The sequence below is a fragment of the Rhodopseudomonas sp. BR0M22 genome, from assembly GCF_010907035.1.
Lineage (GTDB): Bacteria > Pseudomonadota > Alphaproteobacteria > Rhizobiales > Xanthobacteraceae > Rhodopseudomonas.
This window is the reverse complement of sequence record NZ_QUMK01000015.1, coordinates 61,553-82,267: the sequence shown is the minus strand read 5'-3', so window position 1 is coordinate 82,267 and position 20,715 is coordinate 61,553. Positions and strand designations below refer to the sequence as shown.

Here is a 20,715-nt window from a genome sequence, read left to right as displayed (position 1 = left end):
CTCTCTCCGTCGTCGGCAGCGTCAGATGTGTATAAGGGACAGCCGGGTTTCGCTGCGAACTAACTTCCACCTCGAGTGTCGCGACTGCCGCAAATCGGCGCGGAAAAGCGTAAGCCGTTCGGCCGGTTGTCCGATTTCGGCACAGCGCGGGACGCTCTGGTGCAGAAAATCCACACGTTAACCGATAATTAACGTTGGCGCTTGAAGCCGGCCCCGCGACTTGCTTTGATCACGGTCATGAGCACGACCCTGATCGAGGTACGAGCGGCAAGGGCAGCGGATGCGTCCGCGGTCGCGGCCACCCATGACGAAGCCTGGCGTTCCGCGTATCAGGGCATCATCCCGGGCGCGGAGCTGGAAAAGCTGATCAACCGCCGCGGTCCGACCTGGTGGGACTCGGCGATCCGCAAGGGTAGCCGAATCAGCGTGCTGTGCTTCGGCGACAAGATCGCCGGCTATGCCAATTACGGTCGCAACCGGGCCCGCAGCCTGCAGTTCGAAGGCGAGATCTACGAGCTGTATCTGCGCCCCGAGTTCCAGGGGCTCGGCTTCGGACGCCGGCTGTTCGCCGCGGCCCGCCGCGATCTGGTGCAGAGCGGCCTGAAGAGCATGGTGATCTGGGCGCTGTCGGATAACGAGCCGGCGACCGAATTCTATCGCGCGCTCGGCGGCCGGATGGTGGCGCGTTCGTCGGAGCGGTTCGGACCGAAATCGCTCGACAAGGTTGCGTTCGCCTGGAGCAACTGAGCTTTTTGCGCTGGCGGACACCGCCAGCGCGGGTTATTCGGGTGGTTCCTGAAATCAAATCAGTCTGGAGCTCTTGATGCGCATCGACGCAGTCTCCGTCGGCGTGAACCCTCCGTATGACGTCAACGTCATCATCGAGGTGCCGGTCGGCGGTGAGCCGATCAAGTATGAAATGGATAAGGCTGCCGGTACTTTGGTGGTGGATCGGTTCCTTTATACCTCGATGCACTATCCGGGGAATTACGGCTTCATCCCCCACACCCTGTCGGACGACGGCGATCCCTGCGACGTGCTGGTCGCCAACACCCGCGGCATCGTGCCGGGCGCGGTGATGAGCGTGCGGCCGGTCGGCGTCCTGTACATGAGCGACGAAGCCGGCCACGACGAGAAGATCATCGCGGTCCCGTCGTCGAAGCTGACCCAGCGCTACGACCGCATCAAGACCTACTCGGACCTGCCGGAGATCACGCTGGCTCAGTTCCAGCACTTCTTCGAGCACTACAAGGACCTCGAGCCCGGCAAGTGGGTCAAGGTGGTGCGTTGGGGCGGTGCCGACGAGGCCCACAAGCTGATCCTTGAAGGCCTCGACCGGGCCAACAAGGCCAAGGGGCACGCCAAGGACTGAGCGGCCGGAGCTAGCGCCGGCGAACGGGAGTTCTGATGCGCCGGCTGCTTCGATGGATTCGTAACCTGACCGCGATCGCCCTGGTGGCGGTCGCGGTCCTGGCCGGCGTACTGGCCTACAACACCTTCCGGCACGGTTCGCGGCAGATCGATGTCGCCGCAGTCCCGCCGATCGCGATCGACGAGCAGGGCGCCGCGCAGCGGCTGTCGCAGTCGATCCGCTTCCAGACCATCTCCAATTTCCTCAATCCCGAGCAGGACGCCGAGGCGCTGCGCGGCTTGCGCGCGCATATCGAATCCAGCTTCCCGGCGTTCCATGCGGCGGCCAAGCAGGAGGTCGTCGGCGGCCACAGCCTGCTCTACACCTGGGAAGGTAGCGACCCGCAGGCCAAACCGATCGCGCTACTGGCGCATCAGGACGTGGTGCCGATCGCGCCGAAGACCGAAGCAGACTGGCAGCAGCCACCGTTCAGCGGCGCGATCGAAGGCGGCTTCGTCTGGGGCCGCGGCTCGTGGGACGACAAGGGCAACCTCTACGCCATGCTGGAGGCCGCCGAGCTGATGGCCAAGCAGGGCTTCCGGCCGAAGCGGACGATCTATTTCGCGTTCGGCCATGACGAAGAAGTCTCCGGCCTGCGCGGTGCCGCCAAGATCGCCGAACTCTTGGCCTCGCGAAACGTCCGGCTCGATTTCGTGCTGGACGAGGGACTGTTGATCACCGACGGGGTGCTGAAGGGCCTCGACAAGCCCGCCGCGCTGATCGGCGTCTCCGAGAAGGGCTACGCCACGCTGGTGCTGACCGCCCGCGGCACCCCGGGCCATTCCTCGATGCCGCCGCGCGATACCGCGATCGGGATGCTGGCGGCGGCGCTGACCCATCTCGAAGACAACCGGCTGCCGATGCGGATCCGCGGCTCGGTCGCCGAGATGTTCGACACCCTGGCGCCGGAGATGAGCGGCTTCAGCCGGGTCGCGCTGTCGAACCTGTGGCTGTTCCGGCCGCTGCTGCTGCGCGAATTCGCCAAGAGCGGCACCACCGCCGCGATGGTGCAGACGACGACGGCGCTCACCGTGTTCAACGCCGGCGACAAGGACAACGTGCTGCCCGGCGTCGCCGAGGCCAGCGTCAACTTCCGCCTGCTGCCGGGCGATACCCAGACCAGCGTCACCGATCACGTTCGAAGCGTGGTGGCCAACGACAAGATCGCGGTGAGCGGCTTCGAGGGTAATTTCGATCCGCCGCCGGTGACCGGCACCAAGAGCGCGTCCTATCTGGCGCTCAATCGCACCATCCGCGAAGTGTTTCCGGACGTCATCGTGGCGCCGGGTCTGATGATCGCCGCCACCGACTCGCGGCACTACGCCCAGGTCGCCGACAACATCTTCCGGTTCTCGCCGGTGCGCGCCACGCCCGAAGACCTCAAGCGCTTCCACGGCACCAACGAGCGCATCAGCATCAAGAACTACGCGGACATGATCCGGTTTTATGTGCGGCTGATGCAGAGCACGGCGGGTTAGACGGAAGCCTTTCCGCGTCATTGCGAGCGAAGCGAAGCAATCCAGGGGCCACGCTTGCGGCCCCTGGATTGCTTCGTCGCTGCGCTCCTCGCAATGACGCGGAAAGGCTTCCGTCTACACCGCCGGCTTCGGCAGGCCGTGGATCGCGCAGGCGGCGCGGACGGTGTTGACCAAGAGGCACGCCACCGTCATCAGGCCGACGCCGCCCGGCACCGGCGTAATCGCGCCGGCGACCTCCTTGGCCTCGTTGAAGGCGACGTCGCCGAGCAGCTTGTCCTTGCCGCCGTCCTTTCCCGGCGTCCGGTTGATGCCGACGTCGATCACGGTGGCGCCCGGCTTGATCCAGTCGCCCTTCACCATCTCGGCCTTGCCGACAGCGGCGAACACCAGATCGGCCTGGCGGCACAGCGCCGGCAGATCGCGGGTGCGCGAATGCGCGATCGTCACCGTGGCGTTCTCGTTCAGCAGCAATTGCACCAGCGGCTTGCCGACCAGGTTGGAGCGGCCGATCACCAGCGCGTTCATGCCTTCGAGCGAGGCGTGCACGGTCTTGGCCATGATGATGCTGCCGAGCGGCGTGCAAGGCGTCAGCGCGAACAGGCCGGAGGCGAGCCGGCCCGCATTGGTCGGGTTGAGGCCGTCGACATCCTTGGCCGGATCGATCGCGTCGATCACCGCATTGCTGTCGAGCCCCTTCGGCAGCGGCAATTGCACCAGAATGCCGTGCACGGCTGGATCGGCATTGAGCTTTGCGATCAGCGCCATCAGCTCGGCCTGCGGCACGTCGGCGGGCAGCCGGTGCTCGAACGAGGCCATGCCGGCCTCCTGGGTCTGCTTGTGCTTACTGCGGACATAGACCTCGGAGGCGGGGTCGTTGCCGACCAGCACCACCGCAAGGCCCGGCGTGATGCCGTGATCGGTTTTCAGCCGCGCGACTTCCGCCGCGACGCGGGCGCGTAGCTCGGCCGAGATGATTTTTCCATCGATGATCCGGGCTGTCATGTCGTCCTCTTTGCCTGTCCCAGCCGATGCGTCCGCATCGAAATGACAACGCCTCCCCGAACGGAGAGGCGAACGGTGGATCGCCCTCGCGGGCCTCCCTGCTTGTTCATTCGGCGGGTTTGGCCGCAACCAGGCGGCGCAATGTTTCGCCGAGCTGTTTTGGATCGCCGTCGATCGCGATCTGTTTCTGCCGCGAGGTCGCGCCCGACAGCAGTCTTACGTTGCGCTTCGGCACGCCGACCGCCTTGGCCAGCAGCTCCGTCACCGCCCGGTTGGCCTCGCCGCCGTCGGCGATCGCCCGAACCCGCACTTTCAGCACCGGGCGGCCGTCCGAGAGCGTCTCCAGCCCGTCGATGTCGTCGCGTCCGCCGCGCGGGGTGACCCGCACCGCGACCGCCACGCCTTGGGCCGAATAGCGCCAAGCCTCCGCCATGCCGGGCGCCGTTAGAACACCGCCGGATAGATGTAATAGGTGATCACCCGCTGCAGGAACATGATCAGAAGGATGAGGATGATCGGCGAGATATCGAGCCCGCCGAGCGACGGCAGCATGTTGCGGATCGGCGCCAGCAGCGGCTCGGTGATTCGGTACAGGAATTCGGACACCGCGCCGACGAACTGGTTGCGCGTGTTCACGACGTTGAAGGCGATCAGCCAGGACAGGATCGCCGAGGCGATCAACAGCCAGATGTAGAGATCGAGGACGATGAGAACGATATCGAGAATGGCGCGCATGGTGGGGGAAAACTCGCGGTTTCGGTCGCGGAAGGCACGAGCCGTAGATATCGGTTCACCCCCGTCCAAACAAGGGAACTCGGCGGCAATAAAACCCTCTGGCGGCCGATTTCGATCCGTCCTGACGTCCTTGACTTGGACGCGACCTGCACTGTAAATGGCGTCGTTCGCTGACTGGCGCATGACATTGCGCCGGCCGCGGAGGGGCCATAGCTCAGCTGGGAGAGCGCGTCGTTCGCAATGACGAGGTCGGCGGTTCGATCCCGCCTGGCTCCACCAGCCTTCGCTGGCTTCGCCAGCTTCGGCCCGGCAAGCCTGCTCATCGTGGTGAAGGCTGCCGCGTTGTAGCCCGAAGGGCGAAGACGGGCCGCTGATAAAGCGGCTTCGCGCAGCAACAATCCCAGCACCAGTTCATCCGACAGACGATCGGCACGATAGCTTCCGCCATGATCCGTCATGCCCGGGACGAGCCCGGGCATGACGCGTGGTGCGGGCAGTTCGGATCTAAGCTCGTCGATTTCGCCGTCCCGCTCAGGCGCTCTTGAATTGCGGCGGGCGCTTTTCGACGAAGCTGGCGACGCCTTCCTTGAAGTCGTCGCTGGCGAGCGAGATCGCCATCTCGCGATTCGCCTCGATGGTCGCTTCCGCCAGAGTCTGGAACGGCACGTCGTAGAGCTGGCGCTTGATCACCTGCATCGACTTCGGCGCGACATTGTCGGCGAGATCGCGGGCGTAGGCGTAGGTCTGCTCGCGGAGCTGATCGGCCGGATACAGCCGGTTGACGAGCCCCATCCGCAGCGCCTCGTCGGCCGAGACCCGGCGCGCCGACAGCAACAGATCGAGCGCGTTGGCGTGGCCGACGATCCGCGGCAGCATCCAGGAGATGCCGTGCTCGGCGATCAGTCCGCGGCGTGCGAAGGCGGTGGTGAACACCGCGGAGTCGGCCGCGAAGCGGACATCGCAATACAGCGCGTGGACGAGACCGATGCCGGCGGTGGCGCCGTTGAGCATGCCGATGATCGGCTTGCCAATCGACGGATAGAACGCGTAGCGGGTCTGCCAGTCGGCGCGGCGATTCATGTCGAACGGCGGCAAGTCGGCGGCGCGGCGCACGTCGGAGGGATCGATCGTCTGCAGCACCTGCATGTCGGCCCCTGCGCAGAAGCCGCGGCCGGCGCCGGTCAGCACGATGACCCGAACGTCGCTGTCCGCGGCGGCCTGCTGCATCGCTTCCCGCACCTCGCGCTCCATCACCGGCGTCCAGGCGTTCATGCGGTCCGGCCGGTTCAGCGTGATCGTGGCGATCCGATCGGCCACGTCATAGAGGATGTTCTGATAGCTCAACGGCGTTTCTCCCTTTGTTGATTGTTGTTGGCGCGCGACCGGCGTCGTGCGCGTTGTCGCCCGCTGTGGGCGACAGATATCAGACGTGGCGCGAGCCTTTGGGTCGGGCCAGATAGTCCCGGGTTTCGGGACGCTGCTGCAGCCAGCCGCTCCACTTGCGGAAGACTTTGGCCATCCGCTCGGGCGCGACGCCGAGCTGCGCCATCGCCACGCCGCCGTTGACCGACTCGCGATATTCCGCGATCAGCCCGCCGCGCAGCACGAACCGGCTCATGCCGTCGATCACCACCCGCTGGCCTTTGAACTCGGGGACGGTGGATGTGAAGCTCGACAGCGACCATGCGTAGCCAAGGTCGCCGTTGCACACCGGGTCGAACATTTCCCAGCGATAATCGGCCGCGTCGCGGTGAAACAGCTCCTGCATCATCGCGGCGATCTCGGCGCGGCCGGTGTGCGGGCCGTAGATGTAGTCGTGATAGATCGCGTCGTCGGTGAAATGGCCGGCGAACTGTGCGCCATCGCCGGCTTCCGCCGCGCGGGTCAGGCTTTCCAGCAGCCGCGCGAATTCCTCGCTCGTCATGCGCACTCCCTTGATGCTCCGGTCGTGACCGCCGAAGCTTGGCCGGCAGACTAGCAACCGTAGCGCCTGCGAGGGAAGCGTATTTGCCAAAGGGGCCGAGCGAGCGGCTATTCGGCGGCTTCGCGCAGCGCCGCCACCGGCTCGCCGAGCGGCGTGCGCGACAGCCAATGATCGAGGAAGTGTTCGAGCCAGATCCGTTCGGCGAGATCGTGCACGGCGCGGTCGGCAAAATGCTCGCGACGCGGCCGTGCGCCGGGCAGCGACAGCCGCTCGTGCCCCTTGGTGGTCCAGCGATGCATCATCGCCGAGGTGACGTCGGGGTGGAATTGAAAGCCGTAAGCCGTATCGCAGCGGATCGCCTGCACCGGAAAGTCGCCGCCTTCCGCCAAAAGATCGGCGCCGGCCGGCAGCTCGAATCCTTCGACGTGCCAGTGATACACTTGGCGCGGCCAGTGCGCGCACATCGCGCGGCCGGCGGCGGTGGGACGGATGTCGTAGTAGCCGACCTCGGCTCGGCCGTGCGGGTGCGGCGCGACCCGGGCGCCGAGTTGCTTGGCCAGCATCTGCGCACCGAGGCAGATACCGAGAAACGGCCGCCGTTCCTTCAGCGGCACCGCGATCCAATCGATCTCGCGGCGGATGTAGTCGTCCGGATCGTTGGCGCTCATCGGACCGCCGAACACGACAGCTCCGGCGTGCGCGTCGAGCGAACTCGGAAGCTGATCGCCGAACCGCGGCCGGCGAATGTCGAGCGGATGGCCGAGCGCACGGAGCGCATTGCCGACCCGGCCGGGCGTCGATGTCTCCTGGTGCAGAACGATCAGCACCGGCCGCGGATCATTGGTCTTCGCAGGCTGCAGCGCGGGCGAAGCCACCCGGCCGTAGTCGGTCAGTCGAACAAGCATGGGAGGATCAGTCCAGAGCCATGTCGATCAGGATTGCCGCGCCGCCGGTCAGGATGTCCGGCGGACGATGACAATTCCATAAAGCAAGCCCTGGGCCAGATTGTGTCGCGATGCCGTGCGTCAGCGGCGGCGCAGTTGAAATCCGCTGACGGCTGCGGCGATGAAACCGCGCGGGAAGAAACGCAGCAGGAACGGCACGAGCTTCACGCCGAGGCCGGGCAGCACGATGCGCTTGTTGTCCATCAGTCCCTGATAGGCCTGACGTGCGACCTCCGCGGGCGAAACGTTCAGCACGGCGCTGTCGATGCCCGGCTCGAAGCCGGCGCGGTCCTGGAATTCGGTTTGCACCGGGCCCGGACACAGCGCGGTCACGCGCACGCCCTTCGGGCCGAGCTCCTGGTGCAGCGCCTCACTGAACGACAGCACATAGGCTTTGGAAGCGTAGTACACCGCCATGCCGGGGCCCGGCAGGAAGCCGGCGATCGACGAGACGTTGAGGATGCCGCCGCGGAGCCGTGCGACGCTGCCCGCGAACCGCAGCGTCAGATCGGTGAGGGCTTTGATATTGATGTCGATGATACCAAGCTGCCCTTCGCGATCGAGGTCGACCGCCCGCCCGAACAGACCGTAACCGGCATTGTTGACGAGGTACTCGACCTCGACGCCGGCGGCATCGAGAGCGGCGGTGATTTGGTCGGCGGCGTCTGGTTTGCCGAGATCGCACGCAATGACGATCGGGTCGGGGCCGCCCTTGGCGCGAATTTCGGCTGCAAGCGAGTCGAGCCGATCGCCGCGTCGCGCTACCAAGGCTACGCGATGAGCATTGTCTGCAAAAATTCGCGCCAGCTCGACGCCGATCCCGGCCGATGCGCCTGTAATCAAAGTCACACGTTCAGTCACGACTGGAAACTCATGCTTCAAATGGGCCGAACGGCCTCCGGGGAACAGCTAAGGCCTTATGCGGGAAGCAAGCAGCGTGCAAGGCCCAAGCGCCGGGGGTGCGGCCGAAAGCGCGGTTGCGGCTCGGGACCAGATGGTTCCAGTCACACGGGTGTCGTGATGGTGGTCCGCTTAGTTGGCCGGATCGACTTCGGACACCGCCCCGATTTCCGTACCGCCGGCGACGCCGGCGCCGGCCGCGAGCGGAGCTGCGGCCGCTACCTTCTGGCGCAGCGTGACGCGGTCACGGGTCGAGACCGCCAGAAGGTCTGCGGCACGCCACACCACGTTCTCTTCGAACTCGGTGACGGTGCCGTCGGCGTAGACCAGCTCCCACATCATTTCGACGATCCGCAGCCGGCCTTCCTCATTGACCGAACGCATGATCACGCTGGTGAAATGATAAAGGTCGACGGCTTCGCCTTCGATCAGCGTCGCCGAGGCGATCAATCGGGCTGCGGTGGCGGCATCGAGACCGAAGCGCTGTTCGAGCAGCGAATGCAGCTTCTGCTTTTCGACCTCCGACGGGTCGCCGTCGATCGAGATGACATGTATCAGCAGCGCCGTCGCGGCGAGGCGGTAGCCGCCTTCATCGAGCGTCAGCTCATCCGGGGCGCTCGGCGCGACGACGTCGGTGATGAATTGGCGCAGTTTGTCCAGCATCGTCTCTCGTCTTTCGATGGGGGGCGACGGCTCGTCGCTCTATGGCGTGGAAAGGGAACGCCCGCAATCCTGCCACGGTTCCGGGGAGTTCCATGACGGTTTGGCAATGTGGGCGCGGTGTCACGGCAGCGCGGCTCAGCGGGGTATCAGCCGGAATTGCGGTGAGCGATCGGGCTGGGTGGTGACGACGCCGATCGGGATCACCGGCTCTGTATCGGTCAGTTCGATCCGGAACGTGCCGACGAGCTTGGCCAACGCCAGCGTCGCTTCGACCAGCGCGAAATGCGCGCCGATGCAGACCCTGGGACCGACGCCGAACGGCAGATAGGCGAACCGGTCCGGCGCCGGCGCGCCCGGCATGAATCGCTCCGGCACGAACGCGTTCGGGTCGCTCCAGAGCTTTTCGTGCCGGTGCAGCAACCACGGCGCGATCAGCACCACGTCGTGCTTGCGAACCGCGAAGCCGGCGACCTGATCGGGGCCCGCCGCCTCCCGCACGATCAGGAACGCCGGCGGATACAGCCGCAATGTCTCATCGAGCACCGCGCGGGTGAACGGCAGCCGTTCGACCTCCGCGACATCGACTCCGGTCCGGCGCACCTCGCCCGCGAGCCGTTCCTGAGCGTCGGGGTCGAGGGCCAGCAGATACAGCGCCCAGAACAGCGCGGTGGCGGTGGTCTCGTGTCCGGCCAGGATCATGGTGGCGACCTGGTCGCCGAGCTGGGCGTCGGTGAAGGCCTCACCGGTCTCCGGGTCGCGCGCCGCCAGCATCAGTTCGAACAGATCGCGCGGGGGAGCGCCGTCGGCCTTGCCGGCCGCGCGCCGCGCGGCGATCAGCTCGCTGATGAACCGGGTCCAGCGCCGGCGGAACAGCGCCCGCGAAACATCCTGCGGCGTCGGCCAGCCGAGCGGCAGCAGCAGATCGAGAAACCGCGGGCTCGCCAGCCTGGTGCCGTAGTCGATCACGAAGCCGCGCAGCGCCTGGCCGTGCGTGCCCATCTCGAACGAAAACATCGTCCGCCCGGCGATCTCCAGCGCCAGATGCTGCATCGCTTCGCGCAGGTCGACCGGGCCGCCGATGTTGCGGCGCAGCCCATCGACGACCTCGTCGGTGGCGGACGCCATGTGCGGCACCAGCGTCGCCACCGCGCGCGGCGTGAACGCCGGTGCCAGCGTTCGCCGCTGGTGCTTCCAGGCGCGGCCTTCGGCGAGCAGCAGCCCCTCGCCGAGCATCGGCCGCAGCACGCGAATGCCGGTCGCGGTGCGGTGATAGTTGTCGAAGTTGTCGACCAGCACATGCCGGATCGCATCCGGCGTATTGAGGATGTAGCTGGAGTGGGCGAAGAACCTGCCGCGGACGACGTCGTCCTGGTAGGCGCGGTCGCCCCAGCTCGCGATCGCATTGTGGCGGATCGCGGCGAGCCGGCCGAGCGCCGACATGTTCTCCGGCGCGCGCGGCGGCGTCGGCGGGATCAGCGGCTCACGGAATGCCGGCCGGTCGTCGATTGCGGCGATGCTCACCTCGAACCCACTCCCTCGTCGTTGTCCAACGAAGGTAGTGTGGGAAACGGGCAGGGAGAAGGCCGGTGGCGGAACCGGCAAGCGAGGCGATCGGCCGCAGCCGCACCTCTCGGTGCCGGGTCAGAGCATCCCGGGCAGGACGCGATCCGGCGGCTTGTGGTTGTCCAGGAAGGTGCGGATGTTGATGATCACCTTCTCGCCCATTTCGACGCGGCCTTCGATCGTCGCCGAGCCCATATGCGGCAGCAGCACAACCTTGCCGTGCTTGGCGAGCCGCACCAGCTTCGGATTGACCGCCGGTTCGTGCTCGTAGACGTCGAGGCCTGCGCCGGCGATGTCGCCGGCTTCGATCAGCTTGGTCAGGGTTTCTTCGTCGATCACTTCGCCGCGCGCGGTGTTGACGATGAAGGCGTCCTTCCGGATCAGCTTCAGCCGCCGCGCCGACAGCAAATGGAACGTCGCCGGGGTGTGCGGACAGTTCACCGAAATAATGTCCATCCGCGCCAGCATCTGGTCGAGCGAATCCCAATAGGTCGCGCCGAGCTCGTCGGCGATCTTGGGGGCCACCGGCTTGCGGTTGTGATAGTGGATCTGCAGCCCGAACGCGCGGGCGCGCCGCGCCACCGCCTGGCCGATCCGGCCCATGCCGATGATGCCGAGCCGCTTGCCGCCGAGCCTGCGGCCAAGCATCCAGGTCGGCGACCAGCCGGGCCACTCGCCGCCGTCGGTCAGGAGCGCGGCACCTTCGATCATCCGGCGCGGCACCGCGAGGATCAGCGCCATCGTCATGTCGGCGGTGTCTTCGGTCAGGACCTTCGGCGTATTGGTGACGGTGATGCCGCGCGCATGCGCCGCGGCGACGTCGATATTGTCGATCCCGTTGCCGAAATTGGCGATCAGCCGCAGCGAACACTCGGGCTGATTCAGCATCGCGGCGGTGATTTCGTCGGTCACCGTCGGTACCAGCACGTCGGCGGTGCGTGCCGCCTCGGCGAGCTGCTCGGCCGTCATCGCAACATCGTCGAGATTCAGCCGGGCGTCGAACAGCTCGCGCATCCGGGTCTCGATCGAGTCCGGCAGCTTGCGGGTGACGACGACCAGAGGCTTTTTCTTAACCGACATTCCAACGCTCTCTGACGAGCTTAACGAGATCGTTTAGCCCCCGTTAACTCAGCTGTTCGACACTCCCGCAGCAGCGCGACCACAGGGGCCGGTCCCGACCGTGAGGTCCCTATCCCGTTCCTTGGGTTACCGGATGCCTTCCGGCCTTCTCTAGCAGAAGACCGCGCCAAGACAAGGACCCCTGGTTTTCCCGGAGACGGCCGCGCCGCAAATCCGAAGACGAAGAGGCGTGTCGATGACGATGAAATACCTGTTCGCTGCCACGGCGTTCGCAGGCGCGGTGATCGGCGCTGCGAGCTTCGCGCATGCCGGCAAGGAGTCGCCATTGTCCGCGAGCGGTCTGCCGGTGCCGCGGTACGTCAGTCTTAAGTCTGATCACGTCAACGTCCGGGTCGGGCCGACCAAGGACAACGATGTCGCCTGGGTCTATACCCGCGCCGGCCTTCCGGTCGAAGTCACTGCCGAATTCGAGAACTGGCGCCGGGTGCGCGATTCCGAAGGCGCCGAGGGTTGGGTCTATCACTCGCTGCTGTCGGGACGACGCACCGCAGTCGTCATCATGAAAGACAAGGACGATCTGGCGACCTTGTACGAAAGCGCCAATGCGAGCAGCGCAGTGGTCGCGCGATTGCAGGCCGGCGTGGTGGCGCAGGTCAAGCGCTGCGACATGAAGTGGTGCCGGATCACGGGTAGCGGCTTCGACGGCTGGATCGAGAAGCCGCAACTGTGGGGTGTCTACGCCGACGAGCAGGTGAACTGATCACTCGGCCAGGCCGAGCTGTCGCCCGGGTTTCGCGCCGCGAAAAAACAACGGCGGCCTACGACCTGATGCCGCAGTCCGCCGACGAATCGTCACCTGGAATTGGTCCAGACGGGCGCCTCAGCCCCTCTTGCGCAGCCGCACCACCACGTCGACCCGTGCAATCTCGTATCCGTCGGGAACGTCCGGCGTCGCCTTCAGCTCGACTTCGGCGTTGGGGATGTCGATCAGCTCGTGGTTGTTCTCGAGATAGAAATGCTGGTGCGCCGACACGTTGGTGTCGAAATAGGTCTTGGTTCCGTCGACGCTGACCTGACGCAGCAGCCCGACTTCCGTGAGCTGGTTCAGGGTGTTGTAGACGGTCGCCAGCGACACCGGCACCTTGGCCTGGCTGGCCTCTTCGTACAGCATTTCCGCGGTGAGGTGGCGGTCGCCCTTGCCGAACAGCAGCCAGCCGAGCGCCATCCGCTGCCGGGTCGGCCGCAAACCGACCGACTGCAGCATTTCGTTGACGTCGTGCCACGGGCAGCCGTTGAGGCGGGGCTCAGCGTGCGAATGCGCGTCCTGAGCGGGTTCCTCTCGCAAAAATGCTACGTGTTCGCCGATATCCACGATTGCATACCCCTGCCGCACTACAACCTGCACTGTACAACGTGATTATAGGAAGCATTCGTTGTTGGTGCAAGCGCTTCGCAACTAGCGGAATTCGGTCATTTTGCTTAAGTAAGGTTACGGAGGTGCCGCTAGGCGGGGCAGTATGCCTATGTTACAGACCCGCGCGCCTAACGGGCGCGTCCAGTGCCCATCTCCGGATTTCGCCGCGTGGGCAGCCAAATCCTCTCGATCGAATATGAAGAAGAAGGCATCGTCGCATGCGGGACCGTCGCTCCAGCTACGAATATGAAGACTTGCTGGCCTGCGGCCGGGGCGAACTGTTCGGTCCCGGCAATGCGCAGCTTCCGCTGCCGCCGATGCTGATGTTCGATCGTATCACCACCATCACCGAGGATGGCGGCGAGTTCGGCAAGGGCCATGTGCGCGCCGAGCTCGACGTCAATCCGGACCTCTGGTTCTTCGCCTGCCACTTCAAGAACGACCCGGTGATGCCGGGCTGCCTGGGACTGGATGCGATGTGGCAGATGGTCGGCTTCTTCCTGGGCTGGGTCGGTGGCGAGGGCCCTGGCCGCGCGCTCGGCCTCGGGGAACTAAAGTTCACCGGCCAGGTGCTGCCGCACATCAGCAAAGTCGTCTACAATGTCGATATCAAGCGGGTGATGCGCTCGAAGCTGTGGCTCGGCATCGCGGACGGCTGGCTTTCGGCCGACGACGAGATCATCTACCGCGCAAAGGACCTGAAAGTCGGTCTGTTCAAGCAGACGGCGCAGCCGGTTGGCGGTTAGCGGTCCGGCAGACCGCGATCGGGCGCGTCGTCGCCCGTTGACGACCATGGAATGAACGAGGCGATCATATGAGACGTGTTGTTGTCACCGGGATGGGTATCGTCTCGTCGATTGGAAACAACACCCAGGAAGTCCTGGCGAGCCTGCACGACGCGAAGTCGGGCATTTCCCGCGCCGAAAAGCATGCCGAGCTGGGATTCCGCTCGCAGGTGCAGGGTGCGCCGACGCTGAACCCGGCCGACGTCGTCGATCGGCGGGCGATGCGCTTCCTCGGCGAAGGCGCGGCGTGGAACCACGTTGCGATGGAGCAGGCGCTCGCCGATTCCGGGCTGGAAGAGTCCGATATCTCGAACGAGCGCACCGGCATCGTGATGGGCTCCGGCGGCCCGTCGGCCCGCACCATCGTCGAAGCCGCCGACATCACTCGTACCAAGGGACCGAAGCGCGTCGGTCCGTTCGCGGTGCCGAAGGCGATGAGTTCGACCGCCTCGGCGACGCTCGCGACCTGGTTCAAGATCAAGGGCGTCAACTACTCGATCTCGTCGGCCTGCGCGACCTCCAACCACTGCATCGGCAACGCCTACGAGCTGATCCAGTGGGGCAAGCAGGACGTGATGTTCGCCGGCGGCTGCGAAGAACTCGACTGGTCGCTGTCGGTGCTGTTCGACGCCATGGGCGCGATGTCGTCGAAGTACAACGACACGCCGGCCACTGCCTCGCGCCCCTATGACGTGTCGCGCGACGGCTTCGTGATCGCCGGCGGCGCCGGCGTCTTGGTGCTGGAAGAGCTCGAACACGCCAAGGCGCGCGGCGCCAAGATCTATGGCGAAATCATCGGCTATGGCGCGACCAGCGACGGCTACGACATGGTGGCGCCGTCGGGCGAGGGCGCCGAGCGCTGCATGAAGATGGCGCTGGCGACCACCGGCGGCATCAAGATCGACTACATCAATCCGCATGCGACCTCGACGCCGGCCGGCGACCCGCCGGAAATCGCGGCGATCCGCAACGTGTTCGGCAACGAGGACAAGTGCCCGCCGATCTCGGCCACCAAGGCGCTGACCGGCCACTCGCTCGGCGCCACCGGCGTGCAGGAGGCGATCTACTCGCTGCTGATGATGCAGAACGGCTTCATCTGCGAGAGCGCCCACATCACCGAGCTCGACCCGGCCTTCGCCGACATGCCGATCGTCCGCAAGCGCATCGACAACGCCAAGCTCGGCGCGGTGCTGTCGAATTCCTTCGGCTTCGGCGGCACCAACGCGACATTGGTGTTCAAGCGGCTGGAGGCGTGATGTCGAGGCTCTCGCCGGCCCCGGCGAGACGACACATCCACATGCTACGATCCTCATGGTGAGGAGGCGCCTCTTGGCGCCGTCTCGAACCATGAGTTGTTGACCACTTCATCGTTCGAGACGCGCGCGATGCGTGCTCCTCAGGATGAGGTCCGAGCAGCGAGGAAGCGACGACAATGCAACAACTGATGCAGGGCAAGCGCGGGCTGATCATGGGCGTCGCTAACGACCATTCGATCGCCTGGGGGATGGCCAAGACGCTGCACGCGCACGGCGCCGAGCTCGCCTTCACCTATCAGGGTGACGCGCTGGCGCGCCGGGTCAAGCCGCTGGCGCAGTCGCTGAGCTCCGATCTGGTGCTGCCCTGCGATGTCGAGGATATCGCCAGCGTCGATGCGGTGTTCGAGACGCTGAAGGAGAAGTGGGGCAAGCTCGACTTCGTGATCCACGCGATCGGCTTCTCGGACAAGAACGAGCTGCGCGGCGAGTACATCGACACCAGCCGTGCCAACTTCTCGCGCACCATGGTGATCTCCTGCTTCTCGTTCACCGAGGTCGCCAAGCGCGCCGCGGCGCTGATGCCGGATGGCGGCGCGATGATCACGCTGACCCTCGGCGCGTCCGAGCGGGCGATGCCGAACTACAATGTGATGGGCCTCGCCAAGGCTGCGTTGGAAGCCAGTGTGCGCTATCTCGCCTGCGATCTCGGCCCCAAGGGCATCCGCGTCAACGCGGTCTCGGCCGGCCCGGTGCGGACGCTGGCCGGCGCCGGCATCGGCGATTCGCGCGCGATGTTCGGCTTCATGGAAAAGCACTCGCCGCTCGGCCGCGGCGTCACGCTGGAAGAACTCGGCGGCTCGGCGCTGTATCTGCTGTCGGATCTGTCCGGCGGCGTGACCGGCGAAACCCACTACGTCGATTCCGGCTACAACATCGTGTTGATGCCGAAGCCGAGCGCGCTGAAGGCGGATACCGACCAGGCGTAGCGGATAGCCGGGCTCTCGTCCGTCACCTCCTATCAGTAGGCAGTCTGGGCGAAAGGCGCTTTGCGCTTGGTCCAGCGTGATGAGTTGCGGCGAACGCTACTGCCGTGCCTGGGGCGTCCTCACCCCACCCCTCTCCCGCAAGCGGGAGAGGGAGTCCGGCTGCGGCCGGGGCGAGGTCTCGCCTGGACTCGTTAGCTCATCAAATGATTGATGATAACGTTGAGTTCGATGCGTCTCCACCAGCATGGCGCGCTCCCTCTCCCGCTTGCGAGACCTCTGCAAAACCTGACTGTTTGCTCCAGATGTGATTCACTTCGGTATGCGGAGGTGAATCGGATGGCGCAGGACAGTTTCATCGAGGCTTTGCTGCCGGCGGGGTTTGGGCGCAATGAGCGGCTGGAGCGCATTTCCGGCCTGATCGATTGGGAGCGCGTTGCTGGGTTGATCCGCAAGGTGCGGCCGGGCGAGACCGGCCGCCCGCCGTATGAGCCGCTCGCCATGTTCAAGGCGTTGCTGCTGCAGCAATGGTACGGACTATCCGATCCCGGCCTGGAAGAGGCGCTGCTCGATAGGGTCTCGTTTCGACGCTTTTGCGGGTTCGCGCTCGATGCGCAGACGCCCGACGAGACGACGCTGTGCCGGTTTCGCAACGCCTTGCAGCAAGCGGGACTGGGAGGGGCGCTGTTCCATGAGGTTCTCCGGCAGCTCGAAGCGGCCGGATATGTCTTGAAGACAGGGACCTTGATCGACGCCACTCTGGTGCAGAGTTCAGGGCGGACGCCTGCCTCGGGATCGACCCCGCGCGAGGTCGAGAGCCGCTCGTCACACGATCCGGAAGCCAACTGGACAAGGCAGGGCCCCAAGCGCCAGCTGTTCTTCGGCTACAAGGCGCACGTTGCGATCGATCAGGGATCTGGCCTGATCCGGGCTCGTCGCCTGACCGGCGCGAAGACCTACGAGAGCGAAGTCGCCGACGATCTCGTCCTCGGCGACGAGAAGGCGGTCTATGCCGACAAGGCTTACGAGAAACGGGCTCGGCGCCAAGCTCTCAAAGCCCGCGGCATCAAGGATCGCATCCAGCATCGTCGCAACAAACACCAGAAGACGCTGCCGCGATGGCAGGCCGTACGCAACAAGCTGATCGGGCGCGTGAGGCAGGCGATCGAACGGACCTTCTCGCAACTCAAAGGCCGCTACGGCCTCACCCGCATGCGCTACGCCGGCATCACCGCCAACACCTTCCACCTCGATCTGATCTCGATCGCCTACAACCTGCGAACCGCAGCCGCCATCCGCTGATCAATCACCGGCCACGGCGGTTCAGCCGTCGCTCGTCGCTCGCATCGCATCCCGATATCGCCTCCTCACCGACCAAAAATAACAAACTCGGCCAGTTTCGCAGAGGTCTCGCTTGCGGGAGAGGGGTGGGGTGAGGGCGACGCGCGCCGCAGCATCCGCCATCCTCGCGAAGGCGGGGATGCAGCCCGCAGGCGCCGCTTACTTCTTGCGCTTGATCGAATTCAGCGCGCCCGACGAGCGGACTTCGGGATTCGGTGCGCCGTCCGCCGTCGACCACTCGACGAGCTGCTCGACGCCGCCGACGTCCAGCCGCGACGGGCCGGACAGCACCAGCGTGATCTTGTTATTGGCGCCGGTGACTTTCAGCTTGCCCGGCTCCTCGCCCGCTTCCAGCGTCGTCGTCACGGTATTCTTCGCCACGCTGACCACGACGTCTTTGGCACGTCCGCCGTCGACCACGTTGTCCGAGCCCGACACCGACAGCGTCCGTCCCTGCTCGAAGCTGACCTTGTGTTTGCTGCCATGCACCGTGATGGTGCCGCATTGGCCGGTCAGTGCGATCTCGTTTTCCGCGCCGTACACGCCGACATTCTTGCCCTGACAATCGACATCGCGGCTGATTCCGATGCCCTGAATCGTAAGTTCATCGTCGTCGGCATGAGCGAGGCCGGCAAAGGCCAGCATCGCGGCGATGATCACAGGTCGGCGAAGCAGCATCGAGATGTCCTTGCGTTGTTGAAGGAGCGCAAAGGAAAGCAAACCGACTAAGCATCGTCAACGCAGCGCAGAGAAATGGAACCGGCGCGGCGCGCGCATTTCGCGAGGTGGACAAACAGGCTCCGGATCGCGTCGATCAAGCGTTGCTGTTTGGCCCGTTTTAGAAACGCCACAGGGCGACCCGAGGGCCGCCCTGTGGTCGTCTCAACTCATCGGTGTCGGCGATCAGGCCGCCTGCTTCTTGGCGACGATGTCGAACCGATCGGCGTTCATCACCTTGGTCCAGGCAGCGACGAAGTCACTGACGAACTTCTCCTGCGCATCCGAGCTGGCATACACCTCGGCGAAAGCGCGGAGCTGGGAGTGCGAGCCGAAGATCAGATCCGCACGGGTGCCGGTCCACTTCAGATCGTTGGTCTTGCGGTCGCGGCCCTCGTAAAGGCCTTCGGCGGCAGACGACGGTGCCCACTTGGTACGCATGTCGAGCAGGTTGACGAAGAAGTCGTTGGTCAGCCGCTCCGGCCGGTCGGTGAACACGCCGTGGGTCGAGTGACCGTGATTAGCACCGAGCACCCGCAGCCCGCCGATCAGCACCGCCAGTTCAGGGCCGGTCAGGGTGAGAAGCTGAGCCTTGTCGACCAGCGCCTCTTCGACCTTCATGAACTGCTTCTTCTTGGTGTTGACGTAGTTGCGGAAGCCGTCGCTGCGAGGCTCCAGCGCCTCGAAGGACTCGACGTCGGTCTGCTCCTGCGTGGCGTCGGTGCGGCCGGGCGTGAACGGCACCTTGGTATCGATGCCGGCGTCCTTGGCCGCCTTCTCGACCGCAGCCGAGCCGCCGAGCACGATCAGGTCGGCGAGCGAGACCTTCTTGCCGCCCGTCTGCGATCCGTTGAATTCCTTCTGGATCGCTTCGAGCTTGCTCAGTACCTGCGCCAGTTCGGCCGGCTGGTTGACTTCCCAGTCCTTCTGCGGCGCGAGGCGGATGCGCGCGCCATTGGCGCCGCCGCGCTTGTCCGAGCCGCGGAAGGTCGAGGCCGACGCCCAGGCGGTGGAGACGAGCTGTGACACCGACAGGCCGGAGCCGAGGATCTTCGCTTTCAGCGCGGCGATGTCGCCGTCGCTGACCAGCTCGTGGTCGACCGCCGGCAACGGATCCTGCCAGATTAGTTCTTCCTTCGGCACTTCCGGGCCGAGATAGCGGGTGACCGGACCCATGTCGCGATGGGTCAGTTTGAACCAGGCGCGTGCGAACGCGTCGGCGAACTGATCGGGATGCTCCATGAAGCGGCGCGAGATCTTTTCGTAGATCGGATCAAACCGCAGCGACAGGTCGGTGGTGAGCATCTTCGGCACATGCTTCTTCTCCGGATCGAACGGATCCGGGATCGTCGCGCCCGCGCCCTTGGCGCGCCACTGCTTGGCGCCGGCCGGGCTGTGCTCCAGCTCCCACTCGTAGCCGAACAGATTCCAGAAGAAGTTGTTGCTCCACTTGGTCGGCGTCGTGGTCCAGATCACTTCCGGGCCGCCGGTGATGGCGTCGGCGCCGAAGCCGCTGCCGTGCTTGCTGGCCCAGCCCAGGCCCTGATCCTCGATCTGCCCGCCTTCCGGCGCAGGGCCGAGCAGCGACGGATCGCCGGCGCCGTGGGTCTTGCCGAAGGTGTGACCGCCGGCGATCAGCGCCACGGTTTCTTCGTCGTTCATCGCCATCCGGCGGAACGTCTCGCGGATGTCCTTGGCGGCCGCGACCGGATCCGGGTTGCCGTTCGGGCCTTCCGGATTGACGTAGATCAGGCCCATCTGCACCGCGCCGAGCGGCTCGGACAGTTCGCGTTCGCCCGAATAGCGCTCGTCGCCGAGCCAGGTGCCCTCGGGTCCCCAGTACAGCTCATCCGGCTCCCACACATCGGCGCGGCCGCCGGCGAAGCCGAAGGTCTTGAAGCCCATCGATTCCAGCGCGACGTTGCCGGTGAGGATCATCAGGTCGGCCCAGGAGATCTTGCTGCCGTACTTCTGCTTGATCGGCCACAGCAGACGGCGGGCCTTGTCGAGGTTGGCGTTGTCCGGCCACGAGTTCAGCGGCGCAAAGCGCTGCTGGCCGGCGCCGGCGCCGCCACGGCCGTCGGTGATGCGATAGGTGCCGGCCGAGTGCCAGGCCATGCGGATGAACAGGCCGCCATAATGACCGAAGTCCGCCGGCCACCACTCCTGGGAATCGGTCATCAGCGCATGAAGGTCCTTCTTCACCGCCGCCAGATCCAGCTTCTTGAACTCCGCCGCGTAGTCGAACGCAGCGCCCATCGGGTCGGACTTCTTCGAATTGTTGTGCAGCACCGAAATGTCGAGCTGATCCGGCCACCAGTCGCGGTTGCGGTGGCCGTGACTACCGCCCGAGAACGGGCACTTGCCTGCGCCCTTGTCGTCCGTCTTTGCGTCCATCGTTTCTCTCCGATCTCGTGTTGCAGTGTCTTCCCGGCTCAGTGTGGTGGCGTCTTTGGAAAGTTTCATGACGCGCCGGCCAGAGCCGCGATCGATTTGAGCGCCGCGAGCGTGGGGGATCG

At 65.4% G+C, this 20,715-nt stretch carries 21 protein-coding genes and 1 tRNA gene; 9 read left to right on the top strand and 13 right to left on the bottom strand.

Annotated elements, in window-relative coordinates; translation table 11 throughout:
* Window positions 1-237: 237 nt before the first annotated feature.
* From DY468_RS07085 to DY468_RS07075, 3 genes are all read left to right on the top strand, one after another.
* Complete coding sequence (locus DY468_RS07085; protein WP_011155978.1) at window positions 238-747, top strand: GNAT family N-acetyltransferase; 510 nt, start codon at window positions 238-240, stop codon at window positions 745-747.
* 76 nt (window positions 748-823) lie between these two features.
* Window positions 824-1,372 carry an inorganic diphosphatase gene (ppa, locus tag DY468_RS07080; protein ID WP_164603707.1) on the top strand — a complete coding sequence of 183 codons (549 nt, stop codon included), beginning with the start codon at window positions 824-826 and terminating at the stop codon, window positions 1,370-1,372.
* A gap of 35 nt (window positions 1,373-1,407) precedes the next feature.
* Window positions 1,408-2,889, top strand: coding sequence for a M20 family peptidase (locus DY468_RS07075; protein ID WP_164603705.1), 1,482 nt, complete (start codon window positions 1,408-1,410; stop codon window positions 2,887-2,889).
* A 114-nt stretch (window positions 2,890-3,003) separates the two neighbouring features.
* Here the strand turns inward: DY468_RS07075 and folD are convergent, their stop codons facing one another.
* The 3 genes from folD to DY468_RS07060 all read right to left on the bottom strand — a co-directional run bounded on the left by folD (window position 3,004) and on the right by DY468_RS07060 (window position 4,626).
* Window positions 3,004-3,891, bottom strand: coding sequence for a bifunctional methylenetetrahydrofolate dehydrogenase/methenyltetrahydrofolate cyclohydrolase FolD (gene folD / locus DY468_RS07070; protein ID WP_164603703.1), 888 nt, complete (start codon window positions 3,889-3,891; stop codon window positions 3,004-3,006).
* Window positions 3,892-3,997: 106 nt separating this feature from the next.
* On the bottom strand, window positions 3,998-4,324 hold the full coding sequence (locus DY468_RS07065) for a DUF167 domain-containing protein (protein WP_164603701.1): 327 nt from the start codon (window positions 4,322-4,324) through the stop codon (window positions 3,998-4,000).
* 11 nt (window positions 4,325-4,335) lie between these two features.
* Entirely contained in the window at window positions 4,336-4,626 is a 291-nt protein-coding gene (locus DY468_RS07060) for a YggT family protein (protein WP_110787126.1), read from the bottom strand.
* A gap of 203 nt (window positions 4,627-4,829) precedes the next feature.
* Here DY468_RS07060 and DY468_RS07055 point away from each other — a divergent pair.
* Window positions 4,830-4,905: transfer RNA gene (locus tag DY468_RS07055), tRNA-Ala, on the top strand.
* A gap of 252 nt (window positions 4,906-5,157) precedes the next feature.
* Here the strand turns inward: DY468_RS07055 and DY468_RS07050 are convergent.
* From DY468_RS07050 to DY468_RS07020, 7 genes are all read right to left on the bottom strand, one after another.
* The gene (locus DY468_RS07050; RefSeq protein WP_164603699.1) at window positions 5,158-5,970 is read right to left on the bottom strand and encodes an enoyl-CoA hydratase; all 813 of its coding nucleotides are present in this window, start codon (window positions 5,968-5,970) and stop codon (window positions 5,158-5,160) included.
* Window positions 5,971-6,049: 79 nt separating this feature from the next.
* Complete coding sequence (locus DY468_RS07045; protein WP_164603697.1) at window positions 6,050-6,550, bottom strand: nuclear transport factor 2 family protein; 501 nt, start codon at window positions 6,548-6,550, stop codon at window positions 6,050-6,052.
* A gap of 107 nt (window positions 6,551-6,657) precedes the next feature.
* On the bottom strand, window positions 6,658-7,455 hold the full coding sequence (locus DY468_RS07040) for a glutamine amidotransferase (RefSeq protein WP_164603695.1): 798 nt from the start codon (window positions 7,453-7,455) through the stop codon (window positions 6,658-6,660).
* 120 nt (window positions 7,456-7,575) lie between these two features.
* Complete coding sequence (locus tag DY468_RS07035) at window positions 7,576-8,355, bottom strand: SDR family NAD(P)-dependent oxidoreductase (protein WP_164603693.1); 780 nt, start codon at window positions 8,353-8,355, stop codon at window positions 7,576-7,578.
* Between the two features lie 171 nt (window positions 8,356-8,526).
* Window positions 8,527-9,057 (bottom strand): tellurite resistance TerB family protein, encoded by a 531-nt coding sequence (locus DY468_RS07030; protein WP_164603691.1) that lies wholly within the window; start codon window positions 9,055-9,057, stop codon window positions 8,527-8,529.
* A 135-nt stretch (window positions 9,058-9,192) separates the two neighbouring features.
* A complete protein-coding gene (locus DY468_RS07025; protein ID WP_164603689.1) occupies window positions 9,193-10,578 on the bottom strand; it encodes a cytochrome P450 in 1,386 nt (461 codons plus the stop codon).
* Between the two features lie 120 nt (window positions 10,579-10,698).
* Window positions 10,699-11,700, bottom strand: coding sequence for a 2-hydroxyacid dehydrogenase (locus DY468_RS07020; RefSeq protein WP_164603687.1), 1,002 nt, complete (start codon window positions 11,698-11,700; stop codon window positions 10,699-10,701).
* Window positions 11,701-11,935: 235 nt separating this feature from the next.
* On the opposite strand from DY468_RS07020, the gene DY468_RS07015 reads away from it, so the two are divergent.
* Window positions 11,936-12,460: an SH3 domain-containing protein gene (locus DY468_RS07015; protein ID WP_164603686.1), complete on the top strand. Its 525-nt coding sequence runs from the start codon at window positions 11,936-11,938 to the stop codon at window positions 12,458-12,460.
* A gap of 120 nt (window positions 12,461-12,580) precedes the next feature.
* Here the strand turns inward: DY468_RS07015 and irrA are convergent, their stop codons facing one another.
* Window positions 12,581-13,045 carry an iron response transcriptional regulator IrrA gene (irrA, locus tag DY468_RS07010; protein ID WP_283808757.1) on the bottom strand — a complete coding sequence of 155 codons (465 nt, stop codon included), beginning with the start codon at window positions 13,043-13,045 and terminating at the stop codon, window positions 12,581-12,583.
* A 287-nt stretch (window positions 13,046-13,332) separates the two neighbouring features.
* On the opposite strand from irrA, the gene fabA reads away from it, so the two are divergent.
* The 4 genes from fabA (at window position 13,333) to DY468_RS06990 (ending at window position 17,440) form a co-directional block, all read left to right on the top strand.
* Window positions 13,333-13,860: a bifunctional 3-hydroxydecanoyl-ACP dehydratase/trans-2-decenoyl-ACP isomerase gene (fabA, locus tag DY468_RS07005; protein ID WP_164603682.1), complete on the top strand. Its 528-nt coding sequence runs from the start codon at window positions 13,333-13,335 to the stop codon at window positions 13,858-13,860.
* 68 nt (window positions 13,861-13,928) lie between these two features.
* The gene (gene fabB, locus DY468_RS07000) at window positions 13,929-15,155 is read left to right on the top strand and encodes a beta-ketoacyl-ACP synthase I (RefSeq protein WP_164603680.1); all 1,227 of its coding nucleotides are present in this window, start codon (window positions 13,929-13,931) and stop codon (window positions 15,153-15,155) included.
* Between the two features lie 176 nt (window positions 15,156-15,331).
* The gene (gene fabI / locus DY468_RS06995) at window positions 15,332-16,141 is read left to right on the top strand and encodes an enoyl-ACP reductase FabI (RefSeq protein ID WP_164603679.1); all 810 of its coding nucleotides are present in this window, start codon (window positions 15,332-15,334) and stop codon (window positions 16,139-16,141) included.
* A gap of 336 nt (window positions 16,142-16,477) precedes the next feature.
* The gene (locus DY468_RS06990) at window positions 16,478-17,440 is read left to right on the top strand and encodes an IS5 family transposase (RefSeq protein ID WP_164603677.1); all 963 of its coding nucleotides are present in this window, start codon (window positions 16,478-16,480) and stop codon (window positions 17,438-17,440) included.
* A 198-nt stretch (window positions 17,441-17,638) separates the two neighbouring features.
* Here DY468_RS06990 and DY468_RS06985 read toward each other — a convergent pair whose 3' ends face one another.
* Window positions 17,639-18,157, bottom strand: coding sequence for a DUF3060 domain-containing protein (locus DY468_RS06985; protein WP_164603674.1), 519 nt, complete (start codon window positions 18,155-18,157; stop codon window positions 17,639-17,641).
* A gap of 225 nt (window positions 18,158-18,382) precedes the next feature.
* On the bottom strand, window positions 18,383-20,593 hold the full coding sequence (gene katG / locus DY468_RS06980) for a catalase/peroxidase HPI (protein WP_164603672.1): 2,211 nt from the start codon (window positions 20,591-20,593) through the stop codon (window positions 18,383-18,385).
* Window positions 20,594-20,715 lie beyond the last annotated feature (122 nt).

Excerpts from the sequence above, each read along its gene's own strand:
- DY468_RS07085 (WP_011155978.1), top strand. The coding sequence starts at position 238 with ATGAGCACGACCCTGATCGAGGTACGAGCGGCAAGGGCAGCGGATGCG.
- ppa (WP_164603707.1), top strand. The coding sequence starts at position 824 with ATGCGCATCGACGCAGTCTCCGTCGGCGTGAACCCTCCGTATGACGTC.
- DY468_RS07075 (WP_164603705.1), top strand. The coding sequence starts at position 1,408 with ATGCGCCGGCTGCTTCGATGGATTCGTAACCTGACCGCGATCGCCCTG.
- folD (WP_164603703.1), bottom strand. The coding sequence starts at position 3,891 with ATGACAGCCCGGATCATCGATGGAAAAATCATCTCGGCCGAGCTACGC.
- DY468_RS07065 (WP_164603701.1), bottom strand. The coding sequence starts at position 4,324 with ATGGCGGAGGCTTGGCGCTATTCGGCCCAAGGCGTGGCGGTCGCGGTG.
- DY468_RS07060 (WP_110787126.1), bottom strand. The coding sequence starts at position 4,626 with ATGCGCGCCATTCTCGATATCGTTCTCATCGTCCTCGATCTCTACATC.
- DY468_RS07045 (WP_164603697.1), bottom strand. The coding sequence starts at position 6,550 with ATGACGAGCGAGGAATTCGCGCGGCTGCTGGAAAGCCTGACCCGCGCG.
- DY468_RS07040 (WP_164603695.1), bottom strand. The coding sequence starts at position 7,455 with ATGCTTGTTCGACTGACCGACTACGGCCGGGTGGCTTCGCCCGCGCTG.
- DY468_RS07030 (WP_164603691.1), bottom strand. The coding sequence starts at position 9,057 with ATGCTGGACAAACTGCGCCAATTCATCACCGACGTCGTCGCGCCGAGC.
- DY468_RS07020 (WP_164603687.1), bottom strand. The coding sequence starts at position 11,700 with ATGTCGGTTAAGAAAAAGCCTCTGGTCGTCGTCACCCGCAAGCTGCCG.
- DY468_RS07015 (WP_164603686.1), top strand. The coding sequence starts at position 11,936 with ATGACGATGAAATACCTGTTCGCTGCCACGGCGTTCGCAGGCGCGGTG.
- fabA (WP_164603682.1), top strand. The coding sequence starts at position 13,333 with ATGCGGGACCGTCGCTCCAGCTACGAATATGAAGACTTGCTGGCCTGC.
- fabB (WP_164603680.1), top strand. The coding sequence starts at position 13,929 with ATGAGACGTGTTGTTGTCACCGGGATGGGTATCGTCTCGTCGATTGGA.
- fabI (WP_164603679.1), top strand. The coding sequence starts at position 15,332 with ATGCAACAACTGATGCAGGGCAAGCGCGGGCTGATCATGGGCGTCGCT.
- DY468_RS06990 (WP_164603677.1), top strand. The coding sequence starts at position 16,478 with ATGGCGCAGGACAGTTTCATCGAGGCTTTGCTGCCGGCGGGGTTTGGG.
- DY468_RS06985 (WP_164603674.1), bottom strand. The coding sequence starts at position 18,157 with ATGCTGCTTCGCCGACCTGTGATCATCGCCGCGATGCTGGCCTTTGCC.
- katG (WP_164603672.1), bottom strand. The coding sequence starts at position 20,593 with ATGGACGCAAAGACGGACGACAAGGGCGCAGGCAAGTGCCCGTTCTCG.